Consider the following 15,459-nt stretch of genomic DNA (forward strand, 5'->3'; position numbering starts at 1 on the left):
GTCCCTAGAGACGTGCCGATGGAGGTCATTCCATGCAGCATGCCCCGTTCGAAAAGCCACATAGCGCCAAGCCCATAGCCGTCGATGTCGATGGCGAGCCGAAGGGTGTTCTGGTTGCGCTCGATGCAGGTTTCCGCTTCCTCGCCGTCAAGTTCGACGCGTTCGGAGTGGATGGCCAGATCTTCGAGAGCATCGAAGCTGCCGAGGCGGCAGTGCGCGACGCATTGCGTCCGCAAGCCTGACAAGGGGTCCCGTTAGGGGCCCCTTAGTTCATGAACTTCTGCCAGTCCAACGCATAGGCGGCGGCAGCAGCATCGCTCTCCACCAGAACCGGCGCATGGCCATCGGCAAGCGGCCGATCCATCCGCGCCAGCAAGCCTGCTCCAATCGAGGTGCCGGTCGCACTGCGCTTCACCGGCTCCACCGGACGCCCAGTCGCTGCCGCCAGCATCCGCAGATAGAGCCCGTTGCCGGCGAACGGGCCCTCGACCACGGTGTGGTTCTCGGCGCCGGTCAGCGTTAGGCATTCGGCGGTCATCATCGCCAGGTAGAACGAGGTGGCGACGTAGACCTCGTCATCGCTCAACTGGTCGCGCGGCACGGTCCACTGCGCCTGCCGGTTGGGGAACGGGCCCGAGCCCTGCACCACTGACGGGGTGAGGGTGATGCGCTCGCGGAGCACCCGCTCGATTGCTTCGGCTGAGGGTTCGCGCGGCGTCGTCAGCATCTCGAACTCTCGGCCGCCCATGAAGCGCGATGAAGGCACCGGACGTCCCATTGCATCGATATTGGCGAGGCAATCGCGGGCCGGATCGAGGTGATCGATATCGCCGCCGGGCGACGCCACGATCACCCAGGTGCCGGTGGAGACGAGGCCGAAGGGCGGGTCGCGCTCGAGCAGGTGCGGCAGCAGCGAAGCGTTGGAATCGTGGATGCCGGAATAGACCGGCAGCGGGCGCTTCAGTCCCAGCGCGGCGGTCACCGCAGGGAGGGTGACGCCGAGGACATCGGAGGCGGGGCGGACTTCGGGGAACTTGTCGAGCCACCCCTGTTTCATCACCAGCGAGGAGTAGAGGTCGGTGGTGAAATCCCACAGGTCGGTGTGGCAGCCGAGCGAGGTGATCTCGGCGGCGGCGACGCCCGTGAGGCGGAACGACCAGTATTGCGGATAGGGCAGGATCCACTTGGTGCGGGCGAATTCGGCTGGAAATACGTGGGCTTGCCAGAAGAGCTGAGCCCCGAGGTTGAGCCCACCAGGCAGCCGCGGGGTGAAGCTCTCGGAGAAATTCGGCCGGACCCGGTCGTACTCGGCCCAGAATTGGTCGGGGCCGGCGAACTCGTAGTCGAGCACCGGGAGGGCCAGCTCGCCATCGGCATCGATCAGCGCGGCGGAGGCACCGTGGGTGGTGACGCTGAGCGCGTCGAAGGGGATCTCGGCGTTCAGTTCGCGCAACGCGCCAATGACGAAATCCCAGAGCCCGTCGATGTCGAAATGCGGATACTTCCCATCGCGGAGCACGGAATTGGGCCGCTTGCGCACGGCGATCTCGGTGCGGGTGTCGAGATCGACGACAGCCACTTTCGCATTGGACTTGCCAATGTCGATGACCCCGACCTTGTGACAGGTCACTTGCGGATCATCCGGTAGACGATGGGGAGGGCGATCACCACGATGAGCAGCAGTCCGATGAAGATCGACATGACGATTCCGGGGACATTCAAGAGCCCCAGGCCGAACGTTACAAGCCCCATGATGAACGCGGCGATCACCACGCCGATGATCGAGCCGGCGCCGCCGAGAATGGAGACGCCGCCGAGCACTACCATGGTGATGACCTCGAGCTCCCAGCCCTGGGCGATCGACGGCCGGGTCGAACCGAGCCGGCTGGTCAACAGCACCGAGGCGATGCCGGCCATCAGCCCGGTGAGGCAGAACAACACGAACTTCACCCGCTCGACGCGGACGCCCGAGAACTGTGCGGCCGTGGCGTTATTGCCGATGACGAAGATGCGGCGGCCGAAGCTCGTCCGGTGCAGCACGACGTAATAGATGGCGGCGGCGGCGAGGAAGAGCAGGAACTCGAACGACACCACCCACCAGACATAGCCCTGGCCGAAGAAGGCGAAGCTCGCCGGGTACCCCTTGAAGGCCTGGTCGCCCAGAACGATGAAACTGATGCCGCGGAACAGGCTCATCGTGCCGATGGTGACGACGATCGAGGGCAGCCCCAGCCGGGTGACGAGGAAGCCGTTGAAGGCGCCGCAGATCAGCCCCGTGCCGATGCCGATGGCGACCAGCCCCGGCGTATCGACGCCGAACTGCAGCGCGAAGCCCATGGCGGTCGAGGCCAGCGCGATGATCGCAGCGACCGAAAGATCGATCTCGCCCGAGATGATCAGCAGCGCCATGGCGAGCGCGATCAGCGCCTTCTCGGTGAAGTTGAAGGTCGCGTCGCTGAGCGACCAGGGCGAGAGGAAATAGGGCGAGGCCAGCGAGTTGGCGATGAAGATCGCCAGGGCGACCACCAGCAGCAGGCTAGGCCAGCTGAACAGCGCCGAACGCAGCGGGTTATCGAGCCGGTCGGGGATGTGGCGCGTGGCCGGGGTCTGGTCGTTCATGGTGCGACGGCCTCCGCCCGCTTGAGGATGATGCGGCCGGTCTTGCGGCCGGCGCGGGCGTTGAGGACGACGGCGAGGATGATCGCGGCGCCGGAAATGGCCATCTGCCAGAACGGCGAGACGCCGATCACCGGCAAAGCCGAGTTGATGACGCCGAGGAACAGCGCGCCGAGCAGCGCGCTGCCCACCGTGCCGACGCCGCCGGCGATCGAAACGCCGCCGATGACACAGGCAGCAATCACCTGCAGCTCGTAGCCCACCGCCGTCTCGGACGAGGCGATGACGTAGCGCGACACCCAGAGATAACCGCAAAGCCCGGCGACGAGCCCGGAAATGCAGAAGGCGATGAACTTGGTGCGGCCCACATTGATGCCGGCATAGACCGAGGCCGTCGGGTTGACGCCGATGGCATAGATCGAGCGGCCGATCGGGGTGCGGGTCATCACCACGTAGAACACTGCGGCGATGACGATGGCGAACCAGCTGAGCAGCGGCAGGCCGACGAGCTCAATGCGGGTGATTCCGATGAAGTCGGGCGTCATCTCGGCGGCGTTCACCCACTGCCCGCCGGCAACGAGGAAGGTGGTGCCGCGATAGATGGTGAGGGTGCCGAGCGTCACGACGATCGCCGGGATATCGAGCTTCCAGACGAGGAAGCCGTTGACCGCGCCGAGCGCCAGCCCGATCAGCGGCGCCGCGAGGATCACGAGCGGCACCGGGATCCACGGCATGGTGGAATTGAGCAGCGCGATCACCATGCCGGAGAGCGCGACATTGGCAGCGATCGACAGGTCGATCGAGCGGGTCAGGATCACCACCATCTGGCCGAGCGCCAGGATCATCAGGATGGCGGTGTTGTTGAAGATGTCGGCGAGATTGGCCGGCGCGGCAAAGCTCGGCGCGCGGGTGGCGATGGCGCCGATCATCACCGCGATGCCGATGGCGAGCCAGAACTCGCGAAGCCTGAGGATGCGGTTCATGCTGCCACCTCATGGGCGCCGATGGCACGCTTGACCAGGCCGTCGGCGGTGAGGTCCTTGTTGTCGAGGATGGCGTCGATCCGCCCGGCGCGCATCACCACGATGCGGTCGGACATGCCCATCACTTCGGGCAGTTCGGACGACACCATGATCACCGCCAACCCCCCGGCCACCAGCTCCGCCATGAACGCGTGGACGGCGGCCTTACTGCCGATGTCGATGCCCTTGGTCGGCTCGTCGAGGATGATCACCTTGGGTTGCGTCGCGAGCCACTTGGCGATCACCACCTTCTGCTGGTTGCCGCCGGAGAGCGTGCCGGCATTCTGGCTGAGCGAGGCGGCGCGGAGGTCCAGCCGCTCGGTGTATTTGCGGGTCAGCGCGAACTCCTCGGCCATCTGCAGGAAGCCCTGGCGCGAGGTCTTTTTCAGCGACGGCAGCGAGACGTTCTGGACGATCGGCCGGTCGACCACCACGCCCTGCTTGCCGCGCTCCTCGGGCACATAGACGATGCCGGCCTCAATGGCGTCGGCCGGCGATTGGGGATCGAACGTCGCGCCGTCGAGCGTCATCGAGCCGCGCGAAGTTTTGGTCAGCCCGAAGATCGCCTGCATCACCTCGGAGCGGCCGGCGCCGACGAGGCCATAGAAACCGAGGATCTCGCCGCGGCGCAGTTCGAAGCCGATATCGTCGAATTCGGTGGGATGGCTCAGGCCATCGAGCTTCAGCACGGGCTCCCCGATGGTCGGCGCGCGCTCTGGGAATATGTGATCGACCGAACGGCCGACCATCATCCGGATGATGTCGTTCTGCAGCGTCTCGTCGATCAGGCCCTTGCCGATCATCTCGCCATCGCGGAACACGGCGAAGCGATCGGCGATGCGGTAGATCTCGTCGAACTTGTGGCTGATGAACAGCACCGCTTTGCCGTCCTCCTTCAGCAGTTCGATCAGGACGAACAGGTCCTCGATCTCCTTGTGGGAGAGCGCCGCGGTCGGCTCGTCCATGATCACCACTTCGGCGTCGATCGACATGGCGCGGGCGACGGCGACGAGGTGCTTGTTGGCAATCGACAGGTCGCGCAGCCGCGTTTCGGCATCGATGTGGCCGGCGCCCATGTCATCAAGCACCTGGCGGGCGTTCTTCCGCATCAGCGTCCAGTCGATGGTGCCGAAGCGGGTCTTGGGCGCATGGCCCAGATAGATGTTCTCAGCCACGCTGAGATCGTCGAACAGCACGGTTTCCTGGTGGATGGCGGTGATGCCGAGCTCGAACGCCTTGTGGGCGGAGCTCAAGTGCACCGGCTTGCCGTCGAGCACGATCTCGCCAGCGTCCGGCTGGTAGATGCCGGTGAGGACCTTCACCAGGGTGGACTTGCCGGCGCCGTTCTCGCCGATCAGCGCGGTAACCTGGCCCGGATAGAGCTCGAGGCTCACCTCGTGCAGCGCCCGCACGCCGGGGAAGGACTTGGTGACGCCGGAAAGGGAGAGCTTGGGTTCGGGCATGCTGGGCATTGTACTCTTTGCCAACCCATTCACCGATGTCATACCGGCGAAGGCCGGGATCCAGCCTGAGATGCGGCTGTCGGCGTGGGTGGTGGAACCTCGGGATGGGCGCCGGCCTGCGCCGGGGTGACACCGTGGGTGTGGAAACAGAAAGCCCGGCAGCGCGAGCGCCGCCGGGCCCGGGTCAGAGACCTCAGTAGATCTTCGAGAACTCTTCGATGTTCGACTTGTTGAACTCGAACGGTGCAGCCATGGCGGCCGAGTTGGTGTCGTCCAGCGTGATCGAGCCAACGCGGCCGATCGAGATGGTGGCGCCGGGCTTGGCCTCAACCTTCTTGGTCGCGAGTTGGTAGGCGATCTGCACGGCCGAGTAGCCGAGGTCGATCGGGTTCCACAGCGCCACGGCCTGCGAAGCGCCGTTGTCGATGAACTGCTTGAACTCGGACGGCAGGGCGAGGCCCGTGACGTTGATCTTGCCGATCAGGTTGTCGTCGGTCACCACCTGCGCGGCGGCAACGACGCCGACGGTGGTCGGCGCGATGATCGCCTTGAGGTTCGGGTAGGAGGCGATCAGGCCCTTGGCTTCGTTGGTGGATTTCACCGAGTCGTCATCGCCGTAAACGGTGGCGACGATGTTGAGCTTGGGGAACTTCTCCGGCTGCACCTTCTTGGCTGCTTCGATCCAGGCGTTCTGGTTCGTGGCAGTGGAGGAGGCCGAAAGGATCGCAACGTCGCCGCCATCCGGCAGGTAGTCGGCAGCGAGCTTCAGGATGGTCTCGCCGATCAGGTTGGTATCGGACGGGTTGAGGTGAACCTGGCGACCGTCGGCGGCAACGCCCGAGTCCCAGCTGATCACAGTGATGCCGCGTTCCATCGCCTTCTTGAGCGCGGGAACCAGAGCGTCCGGATCGTTGGCAGAAATCGCGATGGCGTTGACGTTCTGGGCGATCAGCGAGTTGATGATCTCGATCTGGCCTTCGGCGGTCGCCGTGGTCGGGCCGGTGTAGATCACCTCGACGTCGCCGAGTTCCTTGGCCGCTTCCTGCGCGCCCTTGTTGGCGGCATCGAAGAAGCCGTTGCCGAGCGACTTCACGACCAGTGCGATCTTGGTCTGGGCGAGCGCGGCGGGGGCCGACAGCAGCACTGCGGTCAGCGCCGTTGCGACGGCCAGTTTCTTCAATAGGCTCATGATAATCCTCCCTGAGCGGTTGTTAGTCGTTATTGCCAGCCGGTCAGGCGACCGATTGGGATTTGTTGTTCTCGTTAGTCTCTATGGCGGCATCGACCACGGTGAGGCCGACACCAGCTTTCTCCAGCATGGTGCGATCCTCGTCGCGGATTCCGCTATCGGTGATGACCATGGAGATGCGATCGAGCCCGCACAGGATCAGGCTGGAGCGCCCCTCGAACTTCGAGGAGTCTGCCAGGACGATCAGCTCTTCGGCCTGCCCGATCAGCGCCAGCTCGGACTGCACCACCATCGGGTCGGCTTCCATCAGGCCGTGCTGGCCGAGACCCTGGCAGCCGATGAACATGCGCTTGGCGTAAAAGTGCGAGGCGACCACGCCGCCGAACGGCGAGAGGATGACGTTCTGCTCGCGATAGACGGTGCCGCCGGGAATGACGACGCTGTTGCGCGAGTTGTGCAAGAGGTGCTCGGCGATGCCGAAGCTGTTGGTGAACACCGAGAGCCGGCGGCCCGTCAGGTAGTGCACCATCTGGTAGGTGGTGGTGCCACCATTGATGATGATCGGCTCACCGTCCTTGCAGAGATCGGCGGCAGCGCGGGCGATAGCACGCTTGGCGCCGATATTGATGGTTTCGTTGACCGAGAAGGGGCGGCCCATCAGGCTGCCCTGCTCGGGCGGGTTGATGGCCTCGGCGCCGCCGCGGACACGGCGCAGCCGGCCCTGCACGTGCAGGGCAGCGATATCGCGGCGAATGGTGGCTTCCGACGTGCCGGTGATGTCCACCAGATCGGCCACCGTCGCCAGCGGGCGCGCCTGGACCGCGGCCAGAATGACCCTGTGTCGCTCGGTTTCGTGCAAAGTCTTCTCCCTTACTGCCTCAATTTCACCAAAACCCGTCAGTGTCAATCATTACACCGCAGAGAGTGCGACTTTCGGCCCAACTCTGATTGTTATTGAGTGTTTCTGATTGACAGCGCCAGCCCTTCGGAGGCATGTCCGATACCAAATCAGGACCAATGCCTTCGGGAGGAATATCATGTCGGGGACCGCGCCAGCGCGCCTGCAAAACCTTTGGGACGATGCCAAGGCGGCAGGGATGACCGAGCCGGAACGGCTGGTCTACCGCTCCAACATTCTGGGCTCGGACAAGCGCGTCACCAACTATGGCGGCGGCAATACCTCGTCGAAGATCTTCCAGAAGGATCCGCTGACGGGGCAGGACGTCGAGGTGCTGTGGGTGAAGGGCTCGGGCGGCGACTCGGCCTCGATCAAGCTCGACGGCTTCTCGACGCTCTATATGGACAAGCTGCGCGCGCTGAAGGGGCTCTATCGCGGGCTCGCGCACGAGGACGAGATGGTCGGCTACCTGCCGCACGCGACGTTCAACCTGAACCCGCGCGCCGCCTCGATCGATACGCCGCTGCACGCCTATGTGCCGCACGCCTTTGTCGACCACATGCACCCCGATGCGATCATCGCGATCGCAGCGAGCGAGGATAGCAAGGCACTGACCAAGGAGATTTTCGGCGACGAGATCGGCTGGCTGCCGTGGAAGCGGCCGGGGTTCGAGCTCGGGCTGTGGCTGGAGAAATTCTGTCTCGAAAATCCCGGCGCGAAGGGCGTGATCCTCGAGAGCCACGGGCTGTTCACCTGGGGCGACACGCCCAATGAGTGCTACGAGCAGACCATCAACACGATCAACAAGGCGATCGCCTGGTTTGAGACGAAAACCGCGGGCAAGGCGGCGTTTGGCGGCCAGGTGGTGGCGCCGCTGCCGGCGGCCGACCGTCGGGCGATCGCAGCGCGGCTGATGCCCAGGATCCGCGGGCTGATCTCCAACGAGTTCAAGATGCTGGGGCATTTCGACGACAGCGCCGCGGTGCTGGAGTTTGTGGGCTCGAAAGACCTGAAGCCGCTGGCGGCCTTGGGCACCTCGTGCCCCGACCATTTCCTGCGGACAAAAATCCGGCCGCTGGTGATCGAATTCGATCCGGCAAAGCCCGATATCGATGCGGTGGTGGCAGGGCTCGAGAAGGCGACGGCGGATTACCGCGCCGACTACGAGGGCTACTACAACCGCTGCAAGCACCCGGACAGCCCCGCGATCCGCGATGCCAACGCCGTGGTCTACCTGATGCCGGGCGTCGGCATGTTCACCTTCGCCAAGGACAAGGCGACGGCCCGCATTTCGGGTGAGTTCTACGTCAATGCCATCAATGTGATGCGGGGAGCATCTGCGGTTTCGACCTATCAGGGGCTGGCAGAACAGGAAGCGTTCGACATCGAGTATTGGCTGCTCGAGGAAGCCAAGCTCTCCCGCATGCCGAAGCCGAAGTCGCTGGCCGGGCACATTGCGCTGGTCACCGGCGGCGCCGGCGGCATCGGCAAGGCAACCGCGGTGCGGCTGTTGCGCGAGGGTGCGTGCGTGGTGCTCGCCGATATCGACGAGACGGCGCTGGCCGCGGCGAACGAGGAACTGGGCAAGGTGTTCGGCAAGGACTTCGTCCGGCCGGTGAACCTCAACGTCACCAGGGAAGAGGCTGTCATCTCAGGCTTTGCGGAGACCGCGGTGGAGTTCGGCGGTATCGACATCCTCGTCTCCAATGCCGGGCTGGCGTCGTCGGCGCCGATCGAGGAGACGACGCTGGAGCTCTGGAACAAGAACATGGACATCCTGTCGACGGGTTACTTCCTCGTCAGCCGGGAAGCCTTCCGCATGTTCCGGGCGCAGAAGCTCGGCGGCAACGTGGTGTTCGTGGCGTCGAAGAACGGGCTTGCCGCGTCGCCGAATGCCGCGGCCTATTGCACTGCCAAGGCGGCCGAAATCCACCTTGCCCGCTGCCTCGCGCTGGAAGGCGCGTCCGAGCAGATCCGCGTCAATGTGGTGAACCCGGACGCGGTGCTGCGTGGCTCCAAGATCTGGGCTGGCGAGTGGCTCGAACAGCGCGCCTCGACTTACAAGACCGACAAGGAGGGGCTCGAGGAAATGTATCGCCAGCGCTCCATGCTCAAGCTGAGCGTGTTCCCCGAGGATATCGCGGAGGCGATCTACTTCTTGGCCTCCGACATGTCGGCAAAATCGACCGGCAACATCATCAACGTCGACGCGGGCAACGCGCAGAGCTTTACGCGCTGACCCGTCAGCGCGCTTAGGGAGGAAGCATGACCGACCAACTCATCGACCAGTCCGTGGTCGACCAGACCAATGATGCCAACCGTAAGGCATTGGACTCGGACTACGCGCATCTCGGCGAGCAACTCAGCCGGCGTGGCATCGATATCGACGCGATTCTCAAGAAGGTCAGCGCCTTCACCGTCGCCGTCCCCTCCTGGGGCGTCGGCACCGGTGGCACGCGGTTTGCGAAGTTCCCGGGCACCGGCGAGCCGCGCGACATCTTCGACAAGCTCGAGGACTGCTCGGTGATCAACCAGCTGACCCGCGCCACGCCGAATGTCTCGCTGCATATTCCGTGGGATAAGGCCGATGCCAACCGGCTGAAGCAGGCGGCCTCGCGCTTCGGGCTGGGGTTCGATGCGATGAACTCCAACACTTTCTCCGATGCGCCGGGCCAGAAGCACTCCTACCGCTTCGGCTCGCTCGCGAACTACGCCAAGGAAACTCGCCAGCAGGCGATCGAGCACAATCTCGAGTGTATCGAGATCGGCAAGACCATCGGCTCGAAGGCGCTGACGGTGTGGATCGGCGACGGCTCGAACTTCCCCGGCCAAGTCAATTTCACCAAGGTGTTCGAGTACTATCTCGACGCCATGAAGGCGATCTACGCCGACCTGCCCGCTGACTGGAAGCTCTTCACCGAGCACAAGATGTACGAGCCGGCGTTCTACTCGACGGTGGTGCAGGACTGGGGCACCAACTACCTGATCGCCACCGAACTCGGGGACCAGGCGCAGTGCCTCGTCGACCTCGGCCACCATGCGCCGAACGTCAACATCGAGATGATCGTTGCCCGGCTGATCCAGTTCAAGAAGCTTGGCGGCTTCCACTTCAACGACAGCAAATACGGTGACGACGACCTGGACACCGGCTCGATCGACCCGTACCGGCTGTTCCTGGTGTTCAACGAACTGGTCGATGCCGAGCTGCGCAAGGCCGACGGGTTCGAGCCGGCGCACATGCTGGACCAGAGCCACAATGTCACCGACCCGATCGAGTCGCTGATCCGCTCAGCCAACGAAGTGCGGCGCGCCTATGCGCTGGCGCTGCTGGTCGACCGCAACGCGCTGGAGGGATACCAGCAGAGCGACGACGCGCTGATGGCGTCGGAGACGCTGAAGACGGCGTTCCGCACCGATGTCGAACCGATCCTCGCCAAGGCCCGTCTCGATGCGAACGGGGCGATCGACCCGATCGCGGCTTATCGCAGGGCTGGGTATCGCCAGCGCGTCGCGGCCGTCCGCCCGGCGGTTGCTGCGGGTGGCGGCGGCATCGTCTAGTTCGACCACCTCGAAAAGCAAAGGCCCGCCGGTTGGCGGGCCTTTTTTCGTTGCAGCGCGGGACCGGGTCAGTCCCGCGCGTACATCACCATGCCGGCGTGATAGAGCACGCCGCCGATGAAATCGCCATCGGCCGAGAAGCCGGTGTCGTCGCGATACTCGATGTGGTCGCCCTCGATGCGATAGTCGCCCTGATAGGCGACCTCGAGATGGCCGCGGGCTTCGATGTAGCGGCCATTGGGCAGGAGCGCCTGGCGGATCTCGCCGTCCTCGGTGACCCACAGCCCGATGTAGTCGTGCTTGGTGTGCATCTGTGAAACTCCATAAGCGGCGGCGGTGTGCCGGCCTGCCTGTGGCAGGCCGAAGGTGATGCCTGCGACCAGCGCAAGCGCGGCGATCAGCACCGCGCCGGCGAACGTCGCGACGATCCGGCGCCTAGCCATTCATGCTCCGCCGCTCGCGGCGGGGCCGCCGCGGCGTCGCGTTCACCTGCTTCAGAAGCTTGTTGGTGATGGCGAGGATGGCCGCGGGCTGCAGGGTCCGGGCGATGTTGGAAAGATCGATGTTCATTTGGGGTCCTCGCTTTCTGCCGCCGATGTTCGTCCATCCGCGGTGACAGCTATATCGCTCACGGGAGCCCCGGAGCGGTAGACCGATCCTCCAGAGTGATTGCACAATCCTCCAAAACGTCGTGATCGATGGTGACTCGTGCACGCGAACTGCTATGTATCTCGCACGCAGAATGAAGGAATTGGCCATGGATCGCATGGACGAACTCAAAGCGGCGATTGCACAGTTCGCAACGTCCGATGGTATTCAGGCAACGCCGATCGAAGGCATGTCGCTGGTGCGGATCTCGCATCCGTCCGAGCCGATGCATGCCGTGCACCACCCGGCGCTGTGCATCGTGGCGCAGGGGCGAAAGCGCGTCATCGCCGGTGATCGGGTGATGAATTACGACGCGTCGAACTTCCTCGTCGTCTCGGTCGATACGCCGGTGATCGGCCAGGTGGTCGAAGCGACGCCGGAGGAGCCGTACCTCTGCGTGAAGCTGGAACTCGATGCCGCCGAGATCGGCGCGCTGCTGATCGAGGTCGGCGGCGTGACCGCAGCCGCGGCAGCCGATGCCGAGCCGAGCGTCACGGTCAGCCCGATCATGCCCGAACTGCTCGATGCGGCCATCCGGCTGGTGAAGCTGCTCGAACGGCCGCAGGACCTCGCGGTGCTGGGCCCGATGATCAAGCGCGAGATCCTCTACCGGCTGCTGCGCTCCGACCAGGCGACCAAGCTGCAACAGATCGCGCTGGCCGAGAGCCGGCTGCAGCAGGTCAATCGCGCCATCGGCTGGATCAAGTCCAACTTCCGCGACAGCTTTGCCATCGAGACGGTGGCCATCGAGGCGCGGATGAGCCCCTCGGCGCTGCATTTCCATTTCAAGGCGGTGACGGCGATGAGCCCGCTGCAGTACCAGAAGCAGCTGCGGCTGCAGGAAGCGCGTCGGCTGATGCTGTCGGAAGCGCTCGACGCGGCGACCGCCGGCCACCGCGTCGGTTACGACAGCCCCAGCCAGTTCAGTCGCGAGTACGCCCGCACCTTCGGCGCGCCACCGCTGCGGGATGTGGCGCGCCTGAAGACTGGCGACCTCACCTCGGCCGGCTGACGTTCGTCAGAGCACGAAGACGATCTTGCCGCCCGCCTGACCCGAGGCATAGAGCCCGTGGCCTTCGCCGATTTCGGCGAGCGGCAGGCGCTTGCCGACCGGGATGCTGAGATCGCCTTTGGCCGCCGCATCGAGCAGCACGGCGAGATCGGCAGCGTCGGCGGTACCATAGACGCCGACAGCGTTGACCTTGCCATCGGTCGGAGCGCTCTCGGGCAGCCCGGCGATTGCGGCGACGGTGCCGCCATCCTTGACCAGTCCGAACAGTGACCCGGCGATTTCGCCGCCCTCGGTGTCGACCGCCCCATCGAACTTCTGCGCCGGCGTGCTGCCGAGGGTGAAGGTCTCGACGCCGAGCGACGCGGCAGCGGCTTCCCTCCCACCCCGCGAAAAGGACCAACCCATGAAGGCCGTACGCCTGCAGAACTTTGGCGACACTAACGCTGAAGGGGCTGGAGCGCGACGGACTGGTGAAGCGGACCATCTACCCCACCGTGCCGCCACGGGTGGATTACGAACTCACCGAGATGGGCCGCAGCCTCCATCCGACGCTCAAGGCGCTTTCGGCCTGGGTGCATGACAACCGCCGCGGCATTGAAGCGGCGCGGTCCGGCTACGATGCCGGCGGCGATCCGCATGTCGGCAGCCTCGAGGACTTGCGTGCGATCGACCTGTCTCTCACCCGCAACAGTGCATAACCAGCCTGCTTAAGCCCACATAAACCGGCCACATTTAGACTGGATAGCCAAGGGGACCGCGCTGGCCGAAGACTTGGAATCCAGACTGGAATTTCGGGTTGGCTTGGGCTTGGCGAGACGGTCGGATGCCCAATGGCGTCCGCGTGCCGCCCCTCGACAGGGGACCGGCTTCCGGACACTCGCCATGCGCAGAAAGAATGCCGGGGCCCTTTACATGGACTTTCACGTTTCGCCGGAAGACCGCGTCGGCGCCACGCCCAAGAAGGGCACGCGTTCGGATCGACCCGCACCAGCGAAAAAGGTCGCCCGCGGCGCCCGCATCGAACCGGGTTTCGATGATGGCGACATTCGCGTCGACGACGAGCGCAGCACCCGCGCGCCGCGCGGCAAGGCCCCGGGCGGACGTGCGCCGAAGGCCAAGAAGACCCGTGGCGGCCGGCGCGAGCGGCGGCCGCTGACGCTGTTCGGCGTCATCTGGAAGCTCATCTCCTGGCTCTTCATCCTCGGCATCTGGGGCGCCCTCGCCCTGGGCGCAGTGGTGGTCTATTACGCTGTGCAGTTGCCCTCGTCCGACACCTGGAAGGTGCCGGACCGCGCCGCCAATATCCGCATCGTCGCGGCCAACGGCCAGCTGATCTCGAACCGCGGCAAGACCGGCGGCGAAGCGGTATCGCTGCGCGAGCTGCCCTATTATGTGCCGGCGGCGTTCGTCGCCATCGAGGACCGACGCTTCTACGACCATTTCGGCATCGACGTGGTCGGCCTTGTCTCCGTGGCGCTCGAAAGCGTCCAGGCCGGTGAAGTCACCCGCGGTGCCTCCACCATCACCCAGCAGGTGGCCAAGAACCTCTTCCTCACCCCCGACCAGACGCTGGGCCGCAAGGTGCAGGAAGCGCTGCTCGCCGTCTGGCTCGAGCAGAACTACTCCAAGGACGACATCCTCGAGCTCTACCTCAACCGCATGTTCTTCGGCCACGAGTCCTACGGCATCGAGGCGGCGTCGCAGCGCTATTTCGGCAAATCGGCGCGCAACCTGTCACTCGGCGAAGCGGCGATACTCGCCGGCTCGCTGCAGGCGCCGTCGCGACTCAACCCGCAGGGCAATTCCGACGCGGTGAAGACCCGCCAGGGCCTGGTGCTCGCCGCCATGGCCAAAGAAGGCTACATCACGCCGGCCGAGAGCAAGGCGGCCGCGATCGACCCCAACCAGACGGTGCGCACCAAGGTGGTGGGCGGCGAATCCTACGTCGCCGACTGGGTCGAGAGCCTGATGACCGCGTATCTCGGCGAAGTGAAACAGGACGTGATCGTTCACACCACGATCAACTGGGACCTGCAGAAGGAAGCAGAGTTCGTGGTGAAGGAAGCCGTGGCCAACCACGGCGCCGAGATGAAGTTCACCCAGGGCGCCCTGGTGGCCATGGACGTCGATGGCTCGGTGCGTGCGCTGGTCGGCGGCGTCGACTACCAGCAGAGCCAGTTCAACCGCGCCGTCACCGCGCGCCGCCAGCCGGGCTCAACCTTCAAGCCGTTCGTCTACCTGGCCGGCATGGAGAAGGGCTATACGCCCGACACCATCGCCACCGACGGCCCGGTCGATATCGGTGGGTGGAAGCCGGAGAATGCCGACGGCAAGTATGGCGGCGACATGACCCTGCGCCAGGCGCTGGCGCTGTCGCGCAATACCGTCTCGGCGCTGCTCGCCAACGATGTCGGCCCCGACAAGGTGGTGGAAGCCGCCATGCGCATGGGCATCTCCTCGCCGCTGCAGGCGGTGCCCTCGATCGCGCTCGGCACGCAGGAAGTCTCGCTGCTCGAGCTGACGGCGGCCTATGCGCCGTTTGCCAATGGCGGCATCGGCGTCATCGCCAATGTCATCACCCGCATCGAAACGGCAGACGGCAAGGTGCTGTATGACGCTGTCGCCGCCGGGCCGGGCCGGGTGATCGAGCCCAATATCGTTGCCGAAATGAACGACATGCTGCATGCGGCGGTGGAAATCGGTACCGGCAAGCGGGCCCAGCTCAACGGCTGGCCGATGGCCGGCAAGACCGGCACCAGCCAGAAGGCCCGCGACGCGCTGTTCGTCGGCTACACCTCGCGCATGGTGGCAGGCGTCTGGCTCGGCAACGACGACGACGTGGGCACCAAGCTTTCTGGCGGCAACGTGCCGGTGGAGATCTGGAGCCAGTTCATGACCAAGGCCCACGAGGGCATTCCGGTTGCCGAACTGCCGGGCGCCATGACCCAGCCTGGCACGGAACAGCAGCAGCTGCAGCCCATGGAACAGCAGCAGACCGAACGGCCAAGGCGGACACTGGTGGATCTCCTGGGCGATATCTTCGGGGGCTGAGG

At 64.9% G+C, this 15,459-nt stretch carries 15 protein-coding genes; 6 read left to right on the top strand and 9 right to left on the bottom strand.

Going from position 1 to position 15,459, the window contains the following annotated elements:
• Window positions 1–32 precede the first annotated feature (32 nt).
• A complete protein-coding gene (locus AC1DYL_RS15290) occupies window positions 33–242 on the top strand; it encodes a hypothetical protein (RefSeq protein ID WP_477173818.1) in 210 nt (69 codons plus the stop codon).
• 23 nt (window positions 243–265) lie between these two features.
• On the opposite strand, the gene AC1DYL_RS15295 is transcribed toward AC1DYL_RS15290, so the two are convergent.
• The 6 genes from AC1DYL_RS15295 to AC1DYL_RS15320 form a co-directional block, all read right to left on the bottom strand.
• A complete protein-coding gene (locus AC1DYL_RS15295) occupies window positions 266–1,630 on the bottom strand; it encodes an FGGY-family carbohydrate kinase (protein WP_477173819.1) in 1,365 nt (454 codons plus the stop codon).
• Window positions 1,627–2,619 (bottom strand): ABC transporter permease, encoded by a 993-nt coding sequence (locus tag AC1DYL_RS15300; RefSeq protein WP_477173820.1) that lies wholly within the window; start codon window positions 2,617–2,619, stop codon window positions 1,627–1,629. The genes AC1DYL_RS15295 and AC1DYL_RS15300 overlap by 4 nt, the downstream gene beginning before the upstream one ends.
• Entirely contained in the window at window positions 2,616–3,599 is a 984-nt protein-coding gene (locus AC1DYL_RS15305; protein WP_477173821.1) for an ABC transporter permease, read from the bottom strand. Before AC1DYL_RS15305 ends, AC1DYL_RS15300 begins: the two co-directional genes overlap by 4 nt.
• On the bottom strand, window positions 3,596–5,101 hold the full coding sequence (locus AC1DYL_RS15310) for a sugar ABC transporter ATP-binding protein (protein ID WP_477173822.1): 1,506 nt from the start codon (window positions 5,099–5,101) through the stop codon (window positions 3,596–3,598). Before AC1DYL_RS15310 ends, AC1DYL_RS15305 begins: the two co-directional genes overlap by 4 nt.
• A gap of 193 nt (window positions 5,102–5,294) precedes the next feature.
• Window positions 5,295–6,290, bottom strand: a complete 996-nt coding sequence (gene rhaS / locus AC1DYL_RS15315) for a rhamnose ABC transporter substrate-binding protein (RefSeq protein ID WP_477173823.1) — start codon at window positions 6,288–6,290, stop codon at window positions 5,295–5,297.
• 43 nt (window positions 6,291–6,333) lie between these two features.
• A complete protein-coding gene (locus tag AC1DYL_RS15320; protein WP_477173824.1) occupies window positions 6,334–7,149 on the bottom strand; it encodes a DeoR/GlpR family DNA-binding transcription regulator in 816 nt (271 codons plus the stop codon).
• Between the two features lie 178 nt (window positions 7,150–7,327).
• Here AC1DYL_RS15320 and AC1DYL_RS15325 point away from each other — a divergent pair, with 178 nt between their 5' ends.
• Entirely contained in the window at window positions 7,328–9,427 is a 2,100-nt protein-coding gene (locus AC1DYL_RS15325; RefSeq protein ID WP_477173825.1) for a bifunctional rhamnulose-1-phosphate aldolase/short-chain dehydrogenase, read from the top strand.
• A gap of 26 nt (window positions 9,428–9,453) precedes the next feature.
• A complete protein-coding gene (gene rhaI, locus AC1DYL_RS15330) occupies window positions 9,454–10,746 on the top strand; it encodes an L-rhamnose catabolism isomerase (RefSeq protein ID WP_477173826.1) in 1,293 nt (430 codons plus the stop codon).
• Between the two features lie 68 nt (window positions 10,747–10,814).
• Here rhaI and AC1DYL_RS15335 read toward each other — a convergent pair whose 3' ends face one another.
• Both AC1DYL_RS15335 and AC1DYL_RS15340 read right to left on the bottom strand, forming a co-directional pair.
• Complete coding sequence (locus AC1DYL_RS15335) at window positions 10,815–11,189, bottom strand: Atu4866 domain-containing protein (protein WP_477173827.1); 375 nt, start codon at window positions 11,187–11,189, stop codon at window positions 10,815–10,817.
• Window positions 11,182–11,316 carry a hypothetical protein gene (locus AC1DYL_RS15340; protein ID WP_477151579.1) on the bottom strand — a complete coding sequence of 45 codons (135 nt, stop codon included), beginning with the start codon at window positions 11,314–11,316 and terminating at the stop codon, window positions 11,182–11,184. The genes AC1DYL_RS15335 and AC1DYL_RS15340 overlap by 8 nt, the downstream gene beginning before the upstream one ends.
• Before the next feature lie 187 nt (window positions 11,317–11,503).
• Between AC1DYL_RS15340 and AC1DYL_RS15345 the strand changes: the two genes are divergently transcribed.
• Window positions 11,504–12,406: an AraC family transcriptional regulator gene (locus tag AC1DYL_RS15345; protein WP_477173828.1), complete on the top strand. Its 903-nt coding sequence runs from the start codon at window positions 11,504–11,506 to the stop codon at window positions 12,404–12,406.
• Window positions 12,407–12,412: 6 nt separating this feature from the next.
• On the opposite strand, the gene AC1DYL_RS15350 is transcribed toward AC1DYL_RS15345, so the two are convergent.
• Window positions 12,413–12,811 carry a zinc-binding dehydrogenase gene (locus AC1DYL_RS15350; RefSeq protein ID WP_477173829.1) on the bottom strand — a complete coding sequence of 133 codons (399 nt, stop codon included), beginning with the start codon at window positions 12,809–12,811 and terminating at the stop codon, window positions 12,413–12,415.
• A gap of 23 nt (window positions 12,812–12,834) precedes the next feature.
• Between AC1DYL_RS15350 and AC1DYL_RS15355 the strand changes: the two genes are divergently transcribed.
• Both AC1DYL_RS15355 and AC1DYL_RS15360 read left to right on the top strand, forming a co-directional pair.
• Window positions 12,835–13,104: a winged helix-turn-helix transcriptional regulator gene (locus tag AC1DYL_RS15355; RefSeq protein WP_477173830.1), complete on the top strand. Its 270-nt coding sequence runs from the start codon at window positions 12,835–12,837 to the stop codon at window positions 13,102–13,104.
• A gap of 184 nt (window positions 13,105–13,288) precedes the next feature.
• Window positions 13,289–15,457, top strand: coding sequence for a transglycosylase domain-containing protein (locus AC1DYL_RS15360; protein ID WP_477173831.1), 2,169 nt, complete (start codon window positions 13,289–13,291; stop codon window positions 15,455–15,457).
• The last annotated feature ends 2 nt before the right edge of the window (window positions 15,458–15,459 follow it).

It is taken from the genome of Devosia sp. P1_H9, from assembly GCF_056405135.1.

Bases quoted from the DNA above. Each gene is read 5' to 3' on its own strand.
- AC1DYL_RS15290 (WP_477173818.1), top strand. From the start codon at position 33: ATGCAGCATGCCCCGTTCGAAAAGCCACATAGCGCCAAGCCCATAGCC.
- AC1DYL_RS15300 (WP_477173820.1), bottom strand. From the start codon at position 2,619: ATGAACGACCAGACCCCGGCCACGCGCCACATCCCCGACCGGCTCGAT.
- AC1DYL_RS15305 (WP_477173821.1), bottom strand. From the start codon at position 3,599: ATGAACCGCATCCTCAGGCTTCGCGAGTTCTGGCTCGCCATCGGCATC.
- AC1DYL_RS15310 (WP_477173822.1), bottom strand. From the start codon at position 5,101: ATGCCCGAACCCAAGCTCTCCCTTTCCGGCGTCACCAAGTCCTTCCCC.
- rhaS (WP_477173823.1), bottom strand. From the start codon at position 6,290: ATGAGCCTATTGAAGAAACTGGCCGTCGCAACGGCGCTGACCGCAGTG.
- AC1DYL_RS15325 (WP_477173825.1), top strand. From the start codon at position 7,328: ATGTCGGGGACCGCGCCAGCGCGCCTGCAAAACCTTTGGGACGATGCC.
- rhaI (WP_477173826.1), top strand. From the start codon at position 9,454: ATGACCGACCAACTCATCGACCAGTCCGTGGTCGACCAGACCAATGAT.
- AC1DYL_RS15335 (WP_477173827.1), bottom strand. From the start codon at position 11,189: ATGGCTAGGCGCCGGATCGTCGCGACGTTCGCCGGCGCGGTGCTGATC.
- AC1DYL_RS15340 (WP_477151579.1), bottom strand. From the start codon at position 11,316: ATGAACATCGATCTTTCCAACATCGCCCGGACCCTGCAGCCCGCGGCC.
- AC1DYL_RS15345 (WP_477173828.1), top strand. From the start codon at position 11,504: ATGGATCGCATGGACGAACTCAAAGCGGCGATTGCACAGTTCGCAACG.
- AC1DYL_RS15350 (WP_477173829.1), bottom strand. From the start codon at position 12,811: ATGGGTTGGTCCTTTTCGCGGGGTGGGAGGGAAGCCGCTGCCGCGTCG.
- AC1DYL_RS15360 (WP_477173831.1), top strand. From the start codon at position 13,289: ATGCGCAGAAAGAATGCCGGGGCCCTTTACATGGACTTTCACGTTTCG.